16 protein-coding genes and 1 pseudogene are annotated in these 17,519 nt (G+C 39.3%); all 17 read left to right on the top strand.

The features are described from left to right. The first annotated feature begins 247 nt into the window (after positions 1 to 247). The 17 genes and pseudogenes from AC075L_RS18580 (at position 248) to AC075L_RS18500 (ending at position 17,422) form a co-directional block, all read left to right on the top strand. Positions 248 to 1,741 carry a sugar ABC transporter ATP-binding protein gene (locus AC075L_RS18580; RefSeq protein ID WP_022379837.1) on the top strand — a complete coding sequence of 498 codons (1,494 nt, stop codon included), beginning with the start codon at positions 248 to 250 and terminating at the stop codon, positions 1,739 to 1,741. 5 nt (positions 1,742 to 1,746) lie between these two features. Continuing rightward, positions 1,747 to 2,733 carry an ABC transporter permease gene (locus AC075L_RS18575; protein ID WP_022379836.1) on the top strand — a complete coding sequence of 329 codons (987 nt, stop codon included), beginning with the start codon at positions 1,747 to 1,749 and terminating at the stop codon, positions 2,731 to 2,733. A 33-nt stretch (positions 2,734 to 2,766) separates the two neighbouring features. Beyond that, positions 2,767 to 3,327 carry a 6-phospho-3-hexuloisomerase gene (gene hxlB / locus AC075L_RS18570; RefSeq protein ID WP_022379835.1) on the top strand — a complete coding sequence of 187 codons (561 nt, stop codon included), beginning with the start codon at positions 2,767 to 2,769 and terminating at the stop codon, positions 3,325 to 3,327. A gap of 9 nt (positions 3,328 to 3,336) precedes the next feature. Beyond that, complete coding sequence (locus tag AC075L_RS18565) at positions 3,337 to 4,164, top strand: sugar phosphate isomerase/epimerase family protein (protein WP_118521731.1); 828 nt, start codon at positions 3,337 to 3,339, stop codon at positions 4,162 to 4,164. 292 nt (positions 4,165 to 4,456) lie between these two features. Continuing rightward, positions 4,457 to 5,479 (top strand): FtsH protease activity modulator HflK, encoded by a 1,023-nt coding sequence (gene hflK / locus AC075L_RS18560; RefSeq protein ID WP_243097094.1) that lies wholly within the window; start codon positions 4,457 to 4,459, stop codon positions 5,477 to 5,479. A gap of 86 nt (positions 5,480 to 5,565) precedes the next feature. Further along, a complete protein-coding gene (gene hflC / locus AC075L_RS18555) occupies positions 5,566 to 6,432 on the top strand; it encodes a protease modulator HflC (protein WP_476388007.1) in 867 nt (288 codons plus the stop codon). A 157-nt stretch (positions 6,433 to 6,589) separates the two neighbouring features. Then, entirely contained in the window at positions 6,590 to 6,943 is a 354-nt protein-coding gene (locus tag AC075L_RS18550; protein WP_476388006.1) for a nucleotidyltransferase domain-containing protein, read from the top strand. Beyond that, positions 6,934 to 7,368 carry a HEPN domain-containing protein gene (locus AC075L_RS18545; RefSeq protein WP_476388005.1) on the top strand — a complete coding sequence of 145 codons (435 nt, stop codon included), beginning with the start codon at positions 6,934 to 6,936 and terminating at the stop codon, positions 7,366 to 7,368. The genes AC075L_RS18550 and AC075L_RS18545 overlap by 10 nt, the downstream gene beginning before the upstream one ends. Before the next feature lie 412 nt (positions 7,369 to 7,780). Continuing rightward, complete coding sequence (locus tag AC075L_RS18540) at positions 7,781 to 8,812, top strand: hypothetical protein (RefSeq protein WP_119253398.1); 1,032 nt, start codon at positions 7,781 to 7,783, stop codon at positions 8,810 to 8,812. 177 nt (positions 8,813 to 8,989) lie between these two features. After that, positions 8,990 to 10,144, top strand: a pseudogene (locus tag AC075L_RS18535) (FprA family A-type flavoprotein); the annotation flags it as partial. A gap of 123 nt (positions 10,145 to 10,267) precedes the next feature. Continuing rightward, entirely contained in the window at positions 10,268 to 10,774 is a 507-nt protein-coding gene (locus tag AC075L_RS18530; RefSeq protein ID WP_119253396.1) for an HD domain-containing protein, read from the top strand. A 316-nt stretch (positions 10,775 to 11,090) separates the two neighbouring features. Then, positions 11,091 to 11,687, top strand: coding sequence for an RNA polymerase sigma factor (locus AC075L_RS18525; protein ID WP_022380865.1), 597 nt, complete (start codon positions 11,091 to 11,093; stop codon positions 11,685 to 11,687). A 60-nt stretch (positions 11,688 to 11,747) separates the two neighbouring features. Beyond that, a complete protein-coding gene (locus AC075L_RS18520; protein ID WP_476388004.1) occupies positions 11,748 to 12,134 on the top strand; it encodes a hypothetical protein in 387 nt (128 codons plus the stop codon). Beyond that, positions 12,049 to 13,503: a DUF4179 domain-containing protein gene (locus AC075L_RS18515; protein ID WP_476388008.1), complete on the top strand. Its 1,455-nt coding sequence runs from the start codon at positions 12,049 to 12,051 to the stop codon at positions 13,501 to 13,503. The genes AC075L_RS18520 and AC075L_RS18515 overlap by 86 nt, the downstream gene beginning before the upstream one ends. A 199-nt stretch (positions 13,504 to 13,702) precedes the next feature. Next, on the top strand, positions 13,703 to 14,875 hold the full coding sequence (locus AC075L_RS18510) for an NAD(P)-dependent malic enzyme (RefSeq protein ID WP_008705797.1): 1,173 nt from the start codon (positions 13,703 to 13,705) through the stop codon (positions 14,873 to 14,875). A 250-nt stretch (positions 14,876 to 15,125) separates the two neighbouring features. Then, a complete protein-coding gene (locus AC075L_RS18505; protein WP_025580445.1) occupies positions 15,126 to 15,740 on the top strand; it encodes an ECF transporter S component in 615 nt (204 codons plus the stop codon). Positions 15,741 to 16,174: 434 nt separating this feature from the next. After that, positions 16,175 to 17,422, top strand: coding sequence for an ABC transporter substrate-binding protein (locus AC075L_RS18500; protein ID WP_407844391.1), 1,248 nt, complete (start codon positions 16,175 to 16,177; stop codon positions 17,420 to 17,422). Positions 17,423 to 17,519 lie beyond the last annotated feature (97 nt).

Raw genomic sequence — 17,519 nt, 5'->3', positions numbered from 1 at the left:
CGGCAGAACTAAGTACCGATTACAATTGGTAAAGAGTGCTATAAGGCAGCTAAAACTCTTATCGCAGGGGAAAAACCGGAAGAATTCGAAGTAGATGTACCTGCATTTGCAATTGATTCTTCAAATATTGATGAATATTTAGACGCTGACTGGCAGTAAATCTGAGCGGGTGCAGCGTAGGCTGCACCCATTTTTGCCCCCATATAGAAAAAGGTGGGAAATGTTTGTTATTTAGAGGAGAAAATTTATGGCACATTTATTGGAAATGAAAAATATCTGTAAGTCTTTTTCCGGAGTTTCTGTGCTGAAGAACAATCACTTGGAATTGGAAGCAGGTGAGGTTCATGCTCTCTTAGGTGAAAATGGTGCCGGAAAATCTACATTGATTAAAATTCTCGGTGGAGTTTATACAAAAGACAGCGGACAGATTCTGGTTGATGGACAAGAAGTAGAAATTACAGGTGTTGAGAGCGCAAAAGAGCACGGAATTCGTATTATACATCAGGAACTGATGTTGATTCCAGATATGACAATTTCAGAAAATATTTTTATTGGACAGGAACCAAAAACAAAAGCAGGTACTGTCGATAAAAAGAAAATGAATGAAATGGCGCAGGGATTTTTGGATTCTATGCACCTTGATCTGAAATCAACTCAATTTATCCGAGATTTAAATATTGCACAGCAGCAGATGGTAGAAATTATTCGCGCTATTTCCTTTGGCGCAAAAATAATCGTTATGGATGAACCGACTTCATCTTTGACAGAAAATGAAGTAGATGCTCTTTTTGAGGCGATCAAAGCTTTAAAAGCAAAGAATGTTGGAATTATTTATATTAGTCATCGAATGGCTGAATTGGATGCAATCACTGATCGTATCACAGTTATGCGAGATGGTGAATATATCGATACAGTAGTGACAAAAGAGACCACACATGATGATCTGGTGGCGCTCATGGTTGGAAGAAAACTTGGAGATTTGTATCAGAAACATGAAAACTATTCAGATGATATTATTCTCAAGGTAGAAAAACTTGCTTCTGGAAAAGAAGTAAAAAATGTTGATTTTGAACTGAGAAGAGGAGAGGTTCTTGGGTTCTCAGGACTGGTTGGATCCGGACGAAGTGAAACAATGGAATGTATTTTTGGACTTCGTCATAAGGATAGCGGACATATCTATATTGAAAATAAAGAAGTTGATATTAAAAATGTAAAAACTGCAATAAATGCAGGAATCGGACTTGTTCCGGAAGACAGAAAGCAGTCAGGAATTTATCCGATCCAGGGAATACGTTTTAATGCAACGATTGAAATATTGGACAAATTTTTGAAAAAAGGCCGATATAACAGGAAGAAAGAAATTGAACTTGCCAGAAAATATGTTGATGAAGTTATGCAGACAAAATATTCCTCTATAGAGCAGGAAATCGGAAAGCTTTCAGGAGGTAATCAGCAGAAAGTTATTATCAGCAGATGGCTTCTGGTCACAGAAAAAATTCTTATTCTGGACGAGCCGACAAGAGGCATTGATGTAAAAACAAAATCAGATATTTATCATCTGATTGATGATCTGACAGCAACAGGTTTATCAATTATTTTCATATCTTCGGAGATGCCGGAGCTGATCAACATGTGCGATCGTATTGTGGTAATGAATCAGGGACACACCACAGGAATATTGAACAGAAATGAATTTAATCAGGAAAAAATTATGGCGTTTGCGACAAAGGAAATAGGGTGACGATTATGGAAAATAAAAACTGGAAAAATTTATCTGTAATACAGACAATTAAATCTAATATGGGTATTCTTGCGGGACTGGTTATTCTTTGCGTTGTATTAAGTTTTACAACCAGCAGTTTTGCAACAGTTACAAACCTATTTAATGTAGTCAGACAGATTACAATCAATTTGTTTCTGGCATGTGGAATGACTTTCGTAATTCTGCTTGCAGGAATTGATCTTTCTGTAGGATCAGTAATTGCGGTTTCAGGATGTATCAGTGCAGGACTCATTTCATGGAATGGACTTCCTGTTTATGTTGGTATCCTTGGAGGAATCCTTGCTGGAGTTGTAATTGGTCTTATTAACGGTTACATTGTTTCTTCTACAAATATTCCGGCATTTATCGTTACTCTTGCAATGATGAATATCGGTCGTGGTATTGCCCGTGTTTATACAAAGGCTCAGACAATTTCTGTTCTTGATGACAGCTATACTTTTTGGGGAATGGGTACTATCTTTGGAATTCCGATTCAGTTATATTGTATTGTTGCAGTAATTGCAGTTTCTTCTTTTATCCTTAATAAAACAAAATTAGGCCGTCATATTTATGCAGTTGGTGGTAATAAACAGGCTGCTGAATATTCTGGTATTAATGTAAAAAAGGTTACATTTTTCGTATTTGTATATAGTGCGTTACTTGCATCTTTAGCAGGAATCCTTACAGTAGGACGTACTTTTACTGCAATGATGACACTGGGAGACGGAGCTGAAATGGATGCGATTTCTGCAGTTGTTCTTGGTGGAACAAGTATGAACGGAGGTCGTGGTACCATCGCAGGAACTGTTATCGGTGCAATTGTAATCGGTGTTCTGAAAAATGGTATGAACCTTCTTGGTATTGACTCTTCCTGGCAGTATATTGTACAGGGTATTGTAATTCTGATTGCAGTTTATATTGACTGGTTTAAACAGACCGGATTCAAATTTTCCAGAAAAATAAAAGCCTGAATAAAAAAGGCAATGGAAAAGGAGATGATAGAAATGGAAAATTCAATTATACTGGAGGAAATTCTTGAAGAATTGACAGAAAATGCAAAACATATTTCTTCTTCTTCACTTGAAAAGTTTGCTAATGAGATTATTAAAGCTAGGCATATTTTTGTAGCAGGAGCTGGACGTTCTGGGTTTGTAGCAAGAGGGTTTGCAAATCGCCTGATGCATTTGGGGTTGGAAGTATTCTTTGTGGGAGAACCGACAACACCGGCAATTGAAAAAAAAGATCTTCTTATTATCAGTTCAGGTTCAGGAGAAACTGACAGTTTGATTGTTATGGCAAATAAAGCAAAAAAAGCAGGAGCATCTGTTGTGACAGTAACAATTCATCCGGAAGCTTCCATTGGCAAGGTATGTGAAAGCTGTATCGTAATTCCGGGTGCAACTCCAAAGAGTAACCTGGAAGATACAAGTGAATCTGCTCAGCCTATGGGAAATGCGTTTGAACAGATGAGTTGGATCGTTTATGATGCAGTTATTATGATTCTTATGAAGAAACTTGGAAAAACAGAAGAAGAAATGTTTAAGAATCATGCAAATTTAGAGTAGGTGGCATATATGGAGAAAAAGATTAAATTTGGCTGTGTGGCATGGGGACTTCCTGGTGGTGGATATTTTGGACCACAGATTGCAAAGGAAGCTGGACTGGATGGAATTCAACTTGAACTTGGAAGTTATGAATGGGGTTATCCGTTAGCTCAGAAACAGGTTCAGGAAGCGTATCTTGAAGAGGGAAACAGGTTAGGAATCGAATATCCGTCTATTGTTCTTAATGATGTGATGGATCATGAATTTATCCATGGAAAAGATACAGAGAATGGAAAGATCGCGTATGACCAGATGGAACTGGCAGTTCAGGTAGCGGCAGAAATGGGAATATCCAAGATCATGGTTCCAAACTTCCTTGGAAATCTGATCACAGAAGAATCTCATGTAGAAGCAACAAAGGATGCACTGAGATTTATTTGCGAAAAAGCAGAAAAGAAAGATATTACTGTTATGACAGAAAATGCGCTGGATTATAAAGAACAGATTCAGCTTCTGAAAGAAATTAATATGCCGAATCTGACAATACACTTTGATACACAGAATTTCAAATTTAATTTTAACATGGATCAGTGCGAACAGTTGGAGGGGCTTTATCCATATATGGATAGTCAGCTTCATGTAAAAGATGGTATCAATGAACCAGGCGGCTGCCTGCTGGGAGAGGGAAACACAGATTTCTTCCCTCAGATGGAAATCCTGAAAAAACATGGCTATGAAGGATGGATCATCATTGAGAATTATTATAACCTGCTTCCGTTGAGAAAATTTAATGAGCAGAATCAGATGCAAATTATAAATAAGGATTTGGAAACGCTGAGGACTATATGGGGCGTTTGAGAAAAATATTTCTTGCATTTTGTAAATAGTTATGATATGATGCTGCTCAAAGAAAAGGGAGTAGCGGCCATCGTTATGAAGAACTGGACTTGTTTTTCCTATAAATGGTACATAAATGCGTCAGAACGGCAGATTAAGAATGCCCGCATTATGATATAATCGGCAAGACTTTTGTTTTAGACATTAAGAGAAGAGCTCATGTTATGTCTGAAATGAAAGTCTTTTTCTTTTCTTCAGAAATTTTTAGAAGCAAAAAATTTAATTATGCCAAATGGTGAAACGGAGGAGAAAAGTGAACGAAAGAGTAAATCCATTTAAAAAATTACAGAAGCCGGGAAAACATGTGAAACGTATTGTAATAGGAGCAGCAGGGTTGGTGATTATTGCAGGGCTTGCAGGAGATGCTACCTATCAGATCCAGGAGCAGGAACAGGCAGTATTGACAACTTTCGGAGTGCCGAAGGCAGTGGCAGAAACAGGACTGCATTTTAAGATTCCTTTTATACAGAAGGTACAGAAAGTAAATACAACGATCCAGGGATTTCCTATTGGATATAGTATGGGAGATAATTCGGTGGTTGAGAATGAGGGCATTATGATTACCTCGGATTATAACTTTATTGATGTAGATTTCTTTGTTGAGTACAGAATTTTAGAACCGGTAAAATATCTTTATAATTCAGAGGAACCGGAAGATATTCTAAAAAATATTTCTCAAAGCTGTATCCGTACAGTAATCGCAAGTTATGATGTGGATGAAGTGCTTACCACCGGAAAAGGTGAGATCCAGAGTAAGATTAAAGAAATGATCCTGAAGCAGATGGAGGAACAGGATCTGGGGATTCAGCTTGTGAATATCACAATCCAGGATTCAGAACCGCCCACACAGGAGGTTATGAAAGCATTTAAAGCAGTAGAAACTGCCAAGCAGGGAAAAGAAACTGCTTTGAATAATGCCAATAAATACAGAAACGAAAAGCTTCCGGAGGCTGAGGCAGAAGCAGACCAGATCATTCAGGATGCTGAGGCGCAGAAACAGGTAAGGATTAATGAAGCAGAAGCTGAGGTTGCACGTTTTAATGCCATGTATGAGGAGTATGTTAAGAATCCGGAGATCACAAAGAAGCGTATGTTCTATGAGACAATGGAAGATGTGCTGCCGGGAATGAAGATTGTGATTGATAATGGAGATGGAGTGCAGAAGGTTCTGCCGTTAGATTCTTTTACAGGGAACAGTTCAGAAAATCCGACAGAGACACTGAACACAGATCCTGCTCAGGACACACAAGATTTAAATGATTCTGAGAACGAATAAAGAAATGACAGAAAATATTTCATATAAAAAGTGTTTTGGTAAATGAAATACGAAGGATAGAGATATAATTTGGAAAGGACTAATTTATGAAAGGTAAGAAAATTGGAATATTAATTGGTGTGTCTGCAGTGGTTGCAGCTGTCGGAGCGTCGGTAACAGTAACCCAGCAAAATGAATATAAGCTGATCCGTCAGTTTGGTAAGGTTGACAGGGTGATCAGCTCATCGGGAATCAGTTTTAAGATTCCGTTTATAGAGAGTACACAGTCATTGCCAAAGGAAACACTGCTGTGTGATCTGGCAGCATCTGATGTAATTACAAAAGATAAGAAAACGATGATCAGCGACAGCTATGTTCTCTGGAAAATCAGCGACCCGCTTAAATTTGCACAGACATTAAACTCTTCTGTGGAAAGTGGTGAAAGCCGAATTAATACTGCTGTGTATAATGCCACTAAAAATGCAATCAGCAGTATGTCACAGGATCAGGTGATCACAAGCCGTGACGGAGAACTGTCTGATATGGTCATGGAGGCAATAGGAACAAACATGGATCAGTATGGAATCGAACTTCTCAAATTCGAAACCAAGCAGCTGGACCTGCCAGATGATAATAAGGAAGCTGTGTATGAACGAATGATTTCTGAACGGGATAATATTGCAGCGACTTACAAGGCAGAGGGAAACTCTGAAGCAAAGGTGATCCGAAATAAAACAGACAAAGAAGTAGCAATCCAGATTTCCGATGCCAAAAAACAGGCAGAGATCCTGGAGGCGGAGGGTGAGCAGGAATATATGAAAATCCTTGCGCAGGCTTATGGAGAAGAGGACAGGAGTGAGTTTTATTCATTTGTGAGAAGCCTGGATGCGCTGAAGACATCTATGAAAGGTGAGGACAAAACAGTGATACTGTCTGCAGATTCACCGATCGCTCAGATCTTTGAAGGAAAATAAAAGAAAGTAACAATAATACACTCTAATTTTTCACCAGATAAATGGAAGATAGACATAGAAGATAAGGAATGTTATAATTTTTTTACAAAGAAATCCTGAAGCAGAAAATGTAAGCATAATCTGGAAATAATATACAGAGAAAACGGAGGAATAGAAAATGCTGACATGTATCAGATCAAAACGGCAGAGAGATGCAGCGGAGTATGCTTTACGAACTATTCAGTCATCATGCATAAGGCCTTATATTAAGACAATATATCTGTATGGCAGTTGTGCACGGGGAGAAGAGAAATATAGCAGTGATGTTGATCTGTTTCTGGAACTGTCAGAGTCATTCCGCTCCCGGCCGGAACTTAAAAAATATCTTTATCTTCTAAAATCAGAAGTATCCTCTGAGGAATTGGATGATGCAGAAACGGATATGAAAATTGTAGTTGGCGATGACTGGAAAAGGAACAAAATGCTGTATTATACAAATGTGCGAAAGGAAGGAATTCAGATATGGCCTTGAACAGTTATTTTGATTTTGCAGAAAATGATTTTCAATATTTTAAAGCCTCTTATGATGCGGGGATAGTTGCAAATATGATGGGTGCCATGGCGCAGGGAATATGCGAAAAATATATGAAGCATCTGATCTCAGAATACTATAAACCGGATGATGCTATACAACAGAAAGATTTTGAAAATATTTTGCGTACACATAGTCTGAACAGATTGATGAAATTTCTAAAAGGAAATATGGGAGCAGAGTTTTCAAAAAATACGCAGACACATATGAGAATGATAGATGGTTTCTATTTTTCAACCAGATATCCTGGTGACGATAGCATAGAGATAGATGGTGATGATGTGGAAACCTGTAATGATGCGATAGAATTGTGCAGAAAAGAAGTTTTAGAGTTAGAACGAAAATTAAAAAATGGTGAAGTATAAACAGAAATTACGTTACGTAACACAGAAAATCTACTATGGATATCGTTGATACTGTATTTGAAATGAAAGACGGCAGGATTTCGTGAGCCTGATCTCAGAGAATAGAAAAGAGGCTGTTACACTAATTGCTTATGTAGTGTGACAGCCTTGTGTATTGTGAACTGAGAATTTGTTACTGAAACGTAAGGAATAAATTTTCAAAAGCAGTGTTGATGTGTCGAAAACTATTGATTGACGGAACAGCATGCGTTTGTTACACTGAATTTATATATCTGAGTTCCAGACCAGTCGGTCATCTATTTCCCTTTATGAAAGCATGTACGAAAGATAAAGATTATCCGATTTATGATATTTGTGCAAATTGGGTATTCAAACATTGTTGCCGTATGTTAGAATAGAAGTGAGGTATCTAATGAATAATACGATATTTGATGATGTATTTCGTACAATGATTGAGAAAATGCCATATCTGGCAGTACCTTTGATTAATGAAGTATTCCATACTTCTTATCCGGAGAATGTACCGATTGTGCAGCTGCGCAATGAACACCAGCAGGAAAACGGAGAGATTATCACGGATTCCTGTTTAAAGATTGCTGGTAAATTGTATCATATTGAATGTCAAAGTGCAGACGATACAACTATGGCAATTCGTATGATAGAATATGATTTCTCCATAGCAATTGAAAATGCACAGAAACAGGGACGCAAATACAGGATGGATTTTCCAAAGTCCTGCGTATTATATTTGAGAAGCGGAAAGAATACGCCGGATTTTCTGGAGATAGAGATGGTACTTTCGGATGAGAAAATAGTACATTATTGGGTTCCGACAATGAAATTGGAGACATATACGAGAAACAGTATTTTTGAAAAAAATTTACTGATGCTTCTGCCGTTTTATATTATGCGATATGAAAAGGATATTCATGAAATGAGTGAGAATCCGGAAATGTTCCAGAGTTTGCTAAATGACTATGAGGAAATCCGGATAAATCTGGAAAGAGAACTTTCAGGAGCAGATAAGACGGCTTTATACATGAATTTAAATAAACTGATCATAGAAATAGCGGACTATATATGCAGGAATGAAAAAACAGTCCGGAAAGGAATAGGTGAGATTATGGGTGGAAAAGTTCTTGAACTGGAATCTGAAAGGCTCGAACGGCTTCAAAAAGAGGCGGAAGCAGAGGCAAAAGCAATTGGAGAAGCAAGGGGGAGGGCAATTGGAGAAGCAAAGGGCATAGCGATTGGAGAAGCAAAGGGCATAGCGATTGGAGAAGCAAAGGGCATAGCGATTGGAGAAGCAATCGGCGAAGAACGATTAAGCACTTTACTTAATCGTCTGATTATGGATGGAAGAAGTGCAGAAATACAGTCTGTTGTGACAAATGCAGAGACTCGAAAACGGTTATATAAGGAATATGGAATTTTACCAGAATAAGTATTAAATAAAACGACAGTATTACTTTTTATATATGAGTTAAGGGGTGAAATTTTAGAGATAAAATGAGACTTGACGAACGATATGAATGTGAATATAATAGGTTCAGAAATAAAGAATTGGAAATTTTAACCGGATTTGACCGGCTCGGATATTGCTAAGGAGGAACATTTTATCATGAAAATCGGAAATGATATTTATTATGTAGGTGTAAATGATCATCAGATAGATCTGTTTGAAGGTCAGTATGTAGTGCCAAACGGTATGTCCTATAATTCATATGTGATCATGGATGAAAAGATTGCAGTTATGGATACCGTAGATGCTAATTTCAAAGATGAATGGCTTGAAAATGTAGCCAAGGTCCTGGACGGTGCGAAACCGGATTATCTGGTAGTACAGCATATGGAGCCGGATCATGCCGCAAATATCGAGAACTTCATGAAAGTATATCCTGATACAACCGTAGTTGCAAATATCAAGACCTTCACTATGATGGGAAATTTCTTCAGAAACCTGAATCTGGACGGAAAGAAGCTGGTGGTTGCAAACGGTGACAGCCTGACACTTGGAAAACATGTGCTGACTTTTGTATTTGCACCAATGGTTCACTGGCCGGAGGTTATGGTTACCTATGACAGCACTGATAAGGTTCTGTTTTCAGCAGATGGTTTCGGCAAATTCGGAGCACTTGACGTAGAAGAAGACTGGGACTGCGAAGCATGCCGTTACTATATCGGAATTGTTGGAAAATACGGTGCACAGGTTCAGAAACTTCTGAAAGCTGCCGCAACTCTGGATATCCAGACAATCTGTCCGCTTCATGGACCGATCCTTACAGAGAATCTGGGACATTACATTGAGAAATACGATATCTGGTCCTCCTACAAAGTAGAGAGCGAAGGTGTTGTGATCGCCTATACATCTGTATATGGAAACACAAAGAAAGCAGTAGAACTTCTGGCACAGAAACTGGAAGAAAAAGGTTGCCCGAAAGTAACTGTATTTGACCTTGCAAGAGATGACATGGCAAAAGCAGTGGAAGATGCTTTCCGTTACGGCAAACTGGTACTTGCCACAATTACATACAACGGAGATATTTTCCCATTTATGCGTACCTACATTGAGAACCTTACAGAACGCAGCTACCAGAACCGCACTATCGGTCTCATCGAAAACGGAAGCTGGGCACCTGCAGCAGCAAGAATCATGCAGGGAATGTTCGAAAAGAGCAAAAACATTACATGGCTGGAAAATAATGTAAAGATCACTTCTTCCTTAAGCGAAGCAAACGAAGCGGAGATTGAGGCTATGGCAGAGGAACTCTGCAAATAATTGATAATTGTAAACAGCAGGATCGAAAGATTCTGCTGTTTTTCAGAATAAGATAAACCCGGTTACTGAGAACGGAGTGCATAAGTAACGAAACCCGTAAGAGAAAGGCAGGAACAAAACATGACAGTAGCAGAAGTTATAAAGAAAATGGTAGAGTATTCCAAGGGAGATCTTCATGACATCAACCATTTCATGAAAGTATACGCATATGCAAAAACAATCGCGGAAGGCGAAAATCTGTCACCGGAGCAGCAGAAGCTGGTGGAGGTTACTGCGGTTGTCCATGATATTGCCTGCCCTCTCTGCAGAGTAAAATACGGAAATGCCAACGGTAAACATCAGGAGGAAGAAAGTGCGGCACTGATAAAGGAATTTTTCGCAGATTCAGATCTGCCGAAAGAATTTGTAGATCGTGTTTCTTATATTGTAAGTCATCATCATACAATAACCGGAATCGATGGTATTGATTATCAGATCATGATAGAAGCAGATTATCTGGTAAATGCAGATGAGGGTAATTTCTCCGGAAACAATGTGAGAAACATGCTGGAAAAAGTATTCAAAACAGAGACAGGAAAATTCCTGCTCCAGTCTATGTATCAGAAGAGGTTGAATGCTGAAGAATAAAAAAAACGTTAAGAAAGATTATGAGTGATAAAAAAACGGCGCAGAAATGTGCCGCTTTTTTTGTAGGAAAATCCAGAGATTATAATTTGGTTGTATTACAATTATATGCGGACGAGAAGTTATAATAACTATAAAAATCCGATACCTGAAAATTTATTTAAAAGATATGAAACTTTTCTCTATAATTCCCCATCTAATAAGTGTAAAACAAAACAACAAAGCTTCATTCGAATGAAACATATTTGTAAAAACATAAGAGCTACTGGACATGAAGTAAACAGTAACACATAAAACTCTAAGCAAGGAGGATCAGCATTTGATACAGTTGGTAAAACGCTCCATCTCAGGAGATGCGGATGCATTTCTGGAACTGATGGAAAAGAATTCTCTGGCAATGTACAAGGTGGCGAGGGGAATCCTTGATAATGATGAGGATGCCGCAGATGCCATGCAGGATACCATACTTACCTGCTTTGAAAAAATACATACATTGAAAAATCCGGAATATTTCAAAACCTGGATGATCCGTATTCTGATCAATGAATGCAATAAAATCCACAGACACTACAAAAATTTCAGCAGAGCTGAAGAACTTCCGGAAGTCCCCGGACAGGATATGTCCATTGAGGAATTTGAGTTCAAGGAAATGCTTGGAATGCTGGACGAATCCTACAGGATCATACTGGTTCTGTATTATGTAGAGGGATTTCGGATCGCAGACATTGCTTCTATATTAAATATGAATGAAAACACTGTAAAAACCAGACTGGTCAGAGCCCGTATGCAGCTAAAGCAGGAATATACTTCAGCAGAAGATAATATTCAGAAGAAGAGACTGCAGCAGAAAAAAAAGAAAAACAGAGAATTCACAGGGATAGCAGAAGGTTTGCAGAATATCAGAATGAAAATCTGAGAACAGGATCAGTAACAGCAGGAAACATAACAGTAAGTTCAAGAAAGGAATGAAGTGATCATGGCGAAGAAGTTGGATTTTGATAAAGAAAAGAATAACAGAAATGACAATGCGATAGAGGAAATCATGCAGGCAGAGTTTCCATTGCCAAAGCAGGCAGAAGATGCAAAAAACGAAGCATTTTCCAGAATCAGAGAAATGGCAGCAGCTTCTGGACATACGGAAAATACAGAGAATATGGTGCAAAGATTACAGGAGAAATCAACAGAAAAATCAACAGGAAGTTCCGGAAAGAAATCCACAGGAACAGCAAAATCGCACAAGAAATTCAAAACAGTATACAAAACAGCTTTGGGACTGACTGGCAGCTGCAGCTGTATTTTCAACAGTATGTATCACAAATCCGGCATTTGCAGAGAACATCCCTCTGGTTGGAAATGTATTTAAGCAGCTCGGTAATTCCATGGGATTTTATGGCGATTATTCGAAATATGCAAAGCAGTTGACAGATTCTGCAGAAGATGGAGAGTTGGCAGATACTGATGAAAGTCAGGAGGACGGAGGTAATCCTCAAAGTGCTCAGGCTGAGGATCAGAATACAACAGAAAATAACAATGCAGATAAAACGAAAGACAATGAATCATACAGTAAAACAGTAAATGGAACAACTGTCACGCTTTCAGAAGTATACTGTAATGAAATGGCTCTGTACCTGTCCATGACAATCCATACAGAGGATAAATTTCCGGATACATTCATTACATCTGATGGAAAACCCGATATTAAGCTCAGCGAGAATTCTACAGTGAAATATGATTACATGGATGAAAAAAATAATCTGTTCAATGCTTATCTGGATGGAAAAATGCTGGATGATAACACCTATGCAGGAGTTTTGCGTATTCCTGTAGAAGATATGACAGTGGATGATGCAGGATGGACAAAATTTTATGAGGTGCGTAATGCATTTTTCAAAGAAAAAGGGATTGATGTAGATTCCGAGGACTTTAGTTTTGATAAGTTAGCCCAGGTACTGGGAATGGATGAATACAGTGATGAGAAGCTTCCTCAGGTGGGAGGTCCGGCAATCAGCGATTATGTCAAAGACATCAAAGTACCTGACAGGTTTGCCATGGAGCTGGATCTGAAAGATATTGTGGGTACTCTTCCGGATGACCAGGATACCACTCCGGATATCCCTCAGGATCTGTGGGATGAATATAATCAGAAAATGGCAGAGCATGGAATCAGCACAGATGATGCAGATTATGAGAGCCTGACAGAAGAGCAGAAGAATCTGGAACATCAGTTTTTCACTGAGATGTGGAATGAGTATTATGAACGATATCCTGAGGCAAATGAAGGTAATAACAGATATAACTCATGGACACTGAAGGGTGACTGGAAGTTCAACGTAGATGTAGAGAAAAATACTTCCGATACGGTTGAAAAGGATGTAAATGTGGTAGATGAAAATGGAGACGGTGTTCTCTCCATTACGAAAACACCATTTGAGATCACTATGAAAATGCAGGATCCGGAAACAAAATATTTTGCTGTTATGCTGGATGCCAATGGAGATATCATGCCATATGGCGGAGTGGCAAACGGTAATGCGGGCACCTATGCAATACAGGACAGGGATATTTCCACAGTATATATCTATCTTTGTGATTACTATGAGTATATGGATGAGCTGAAAGGCTACTACTGGTCCGATGACTACGAAGAAAAAGCAAAGACCAAGACCTTCAAACAGCTCCTGGATGAGCGGGCAGTTGCCGATACAGAAGTACATTTTGATACAGATAAATAATGATATAAAGCTCCTTTTTGCCCTTGATATCAGATGATAAAGTCCCGTAACTGAAACAGCATCTTCACAATTTTCTGCAGAAAGATGCTGTTTTAGTTATTTTGATAAAAAAAGGTCAGAAAAACAGTAGAATCTGAGCCGAGTTAATGTTACAATGTAGGCGTCTCAAAAAAAGAGTGCAGAAGGGAGCCAAAACAAAATGGACTACGCAAAAGAATCTTTAAAAATGCATTATGACTTAAAAGGTAAAATTGAGGTTGTATCAAGAGCCAAAGTAGATTCCAAAGATGCTTTAAGCCTTGCTTACACACCAGGTGTTGCTCAGCCTTGTCTGGAGATCCAGAAGGATGTAAACAAGAGTTATGATCTGACAAGACGCTGGAATACAGTTGCTGTTGTAACAGACGGAACCGCGGTACTTGGACTGGGAGATATCGGACCGGAAGCTGGTATGCCTGTTATGGAAGGCAAATGTGTACTCTTTAAAGAATTCGGCGGTGTAGACGCGATTCCGCTCTGCGTCCGCAGTAAAGATGTTGATGAGATCGTTAAGACAGTAAGCCTCCTGGCCGGATCCTTTGGAGGAATCAACCTTGAGGATATTTCCGCACCGAGATGTTTTGAAATCGAAAAGAAACTGAAAGAATGCTGTGATATTCCGATCTTCCACGATGACCAGCACGGAACAGCAGTTATCACACTTGCAGGTGTTATCAATGCGCTGAAACTGGTTGGCAAGAAGCTTGATGAAGTGAAGATCGTTACTTCCGGAGCAGGTGCTGCAGGTATCGCTATCATCAAACTGTTAATGTCCATGGGACTTAAAAACGTAATCATGACAGACAGAAAGGGTGCAATCTACGAAGGAAGAGAAGGATTAAACCCGATTAAAGAAGAGATGGCTAAGATTACAAACTTCAACAAAGAGAAAGGTACTCTTGCAGAAGTGATCAAAGGCGCAGACATCTTCATCGGTGTATCCGCACCTGGAACACTGACACAGGATATGGTCCGCTCAATGGCAAAAGATCCTATCATCTTTGCATGTGCAAACCCGGTACCTGAAATCTTCCCTGACGAAGCAAAAGCAGCAGGCGCAGCAGTGGTATCCACAGGACGTTCTGATTACCCGAACCAGGTAAACAACGTACTCTGCTTCCCGGGACTCTTCCGTGGTGTACTGGACGCAAGAGCATCAGATGTTAACGATGAAATGAAAGTTGCAGCAGCATATGCAATCGCAGGTCTGGTAAGCGACGAAGAATTAACAGCGGAATATATTCTTCCGGCAGCCTTTGACCCACGCGTAAAAGACGCTGTAGCTAAGGCTGTAGCAGAAGCAGCAAGAAAATCAGGCGTAGCAAGAATCTAACCGAATAGAATAATGAAGCCCTCTGTTTTCATGTGAGCAGCATGCAGACGGAGGGCTTTTTGCATAATATTTAATCTGACCTCTAAAAAATTCAAAAAATTGGTCATTGAAATAATGACACATTTCGCGTATGATAACTTCAACATATTGATGCGTCAATATATAAAAAATCTGATAGTGAGAATCAAACAGGCAATCTGGCTTATTGATATGGGCCTTCTATCAGATCATATGAGAGGGGACAGTTATTATGAATACTCAGAACAGCACAATTACAAAACTTGCAGAGACAGCTCTTATGGCTGCGTTATGCTATGTATCTTTTACATTCCTGCAGATTAAGATCCCTGTACCGGGCGGTGATGCAACATCCATCCATATCGGAAATGCATTCTGCGTACTGGCAGCACTTCTGATCGGCGGTGTATACGGCGGATTGTCCGGTGCCATTGGAATGGGAATCGCAGACCTGATGGATCCTGTATATATTACAGGCGCACCAAAGACATTTGTACTAAAATTCTGTATTGGCCTGATCACAGGTCTGGTAGCACATAAGATTGCAAAGATTAATGAAAGTACAGATAAGAAATACGTTTTCAAATGGAGTGTGATTGCCTCTGTAGCAGGTCTTGCGTTTAATGTTGTGGCAGATCCGATCGTAGGATATTTCTACAAACAGTATATTCTCGGACAGCCTCAGGAACTGGCACAGGCACTTGCAAAAATGAGTGCTGTAGCGACATTATTCAATGCAGTTGTTTCGGTGATTCTTGTAGCAGTGATCTACAATGCAGTACGTCCGGTACTGATCAAGAGCCATCTGCTTACAATCACCGGTAAGAAAAAAGAACAGGCAGCATAAACGGAAACAAAATGAATAAGACATAATAAAACAGCATTTCGGGTGCAGAACCTGAAATGCTGTTTTATTATGTTACAGGAAATTATTCCGTAATGTTCTGCGCAGAAGTTTTTACTTGTCTGACGAAGGAAAAACAGGCACAAGCCATAGGATACAATTCAAAGAGTATGCACTTTTTTGACCTTAAAGTAGCACTTTTTTGGACATAGTGTAATAAGATAGAAAAAATAAATTGTGCATATTTAACAAATGACGAAAAAGAAAGATAAAAAAATTAAAACTTATGCGAAAAAGGTCTTGCTATTTCAGAAACAAAGTGGTATTATACAACTATCAAAAAACCTTATGCGCAAAAGGTAAAAAGAAACAGTTAAAAAAATGACGAGGTGACGAAAATGAAGAAAAAAGTATTTGCAACACTTTTAGCAGTATCTATGATCGCATCAATGGTTCCGGCAGCAGTATCCGTACAGGCAGCAGACGGTGACAGTATTCGTCTTGTAAATGGTAAGATCGAAGTTGACGCTCAGCTGAAGAAATTAGCTGAAATGTATGAGAAAGAAACAGGAACTAAAGTAGAAATCGAATCCATGGGCGGTGGAATCGATATTCAGGGTACTCTGAAAGGATACTATCAGTCAGATAACATGCCTGATATCTTCGTAAATGGTAGTGGAGCAGACTTTGCTAACTGGACAGATATGTTAGTAGATATGAGTGATCAGAAATGGGCTTCTGATACAGATGCAGCTTATGTTGATGAGAGCCAGGGTACAATCGGTTTCCCATATACAACAGAAGCAATTGGTCTTGCTTATAATAAAGATATCCTTGATAAAGCAGGAGTTGATCCTTCCACATTAACAAGTCCGGATGCAATTCAGAAAGCATTCGAGACAATCGACTCCAAGAAAGATGAACTTGGACTGACAGCAGTTGTAGGTTATGCAGCAGAACCAGTTAACCTTTACTGGTCAACCGGTAACCATTTATTTGGTACATATCTGGATGAAGGTCTTGACAGAGATGACACTACTTACATTGACATGCTCAATGATGGCGGTAAACTTGACGAAGCCCGTTTTACAGATTTTGCTAAATTTGTAGGTCTTCTGAATCAGTATTCTGATCCGGCACTCCTTGTATCCGGTACATATGATCAGCAGATTCTGAACTTCTCATCAGGTAAATATGCATTTGTTACACAGGGTTCCTGGATTGGTGCCACAATGGTTGGTGACGATGCTGATGCTTACAAAGAAGCTGGTAACTTCGAAGTTGGTATGATCCCGTACGCATTCGAAGATGGACAGGATACAATCCTTACAAGCTCCCCATCCTGGTGGTCCGTATACAAAGATGGTAATGTAGAAGCAGCAGAAGCATTCCTTCAGTGGCTGACAACAGATGAAGCTCAGGAAGTCCTCGTAAAAGAAGCTGGATTCGTAAGCCCATTTAAATCCTGCACAATCGTAGGCGATGATCCGTTTGCTCAGACAATTACTGATTATCAGAACGCAGGAAAGACATCCGCATGGCACTGGTCAATTCCAGGTTTCAAAGAAGGTATCGCACAGAACTATACAGGTCAGGTATTTGCTGACTATGCAGCTGGAAGCCTTGATGAAGCTGGATTTATAAAGACAATGCAGCAGGTTCTTGAGAGTGCATACGCAAACTAATAATTGATATCTGATGGGCGGCGCTTATGTTGCCGCCCACTTTTATTTGCGCTGCATACCTGAGTAAAGGTCCGGCAGACCTTTACCCAGGTACGCA

The sequence above is a fragment of the Blautia sp. ZXY-1-B12 genome, from assembly GCF_056339915.1.
This window is presented reverse-complemented; position numbering and strand designations above follow the sequence as displayed.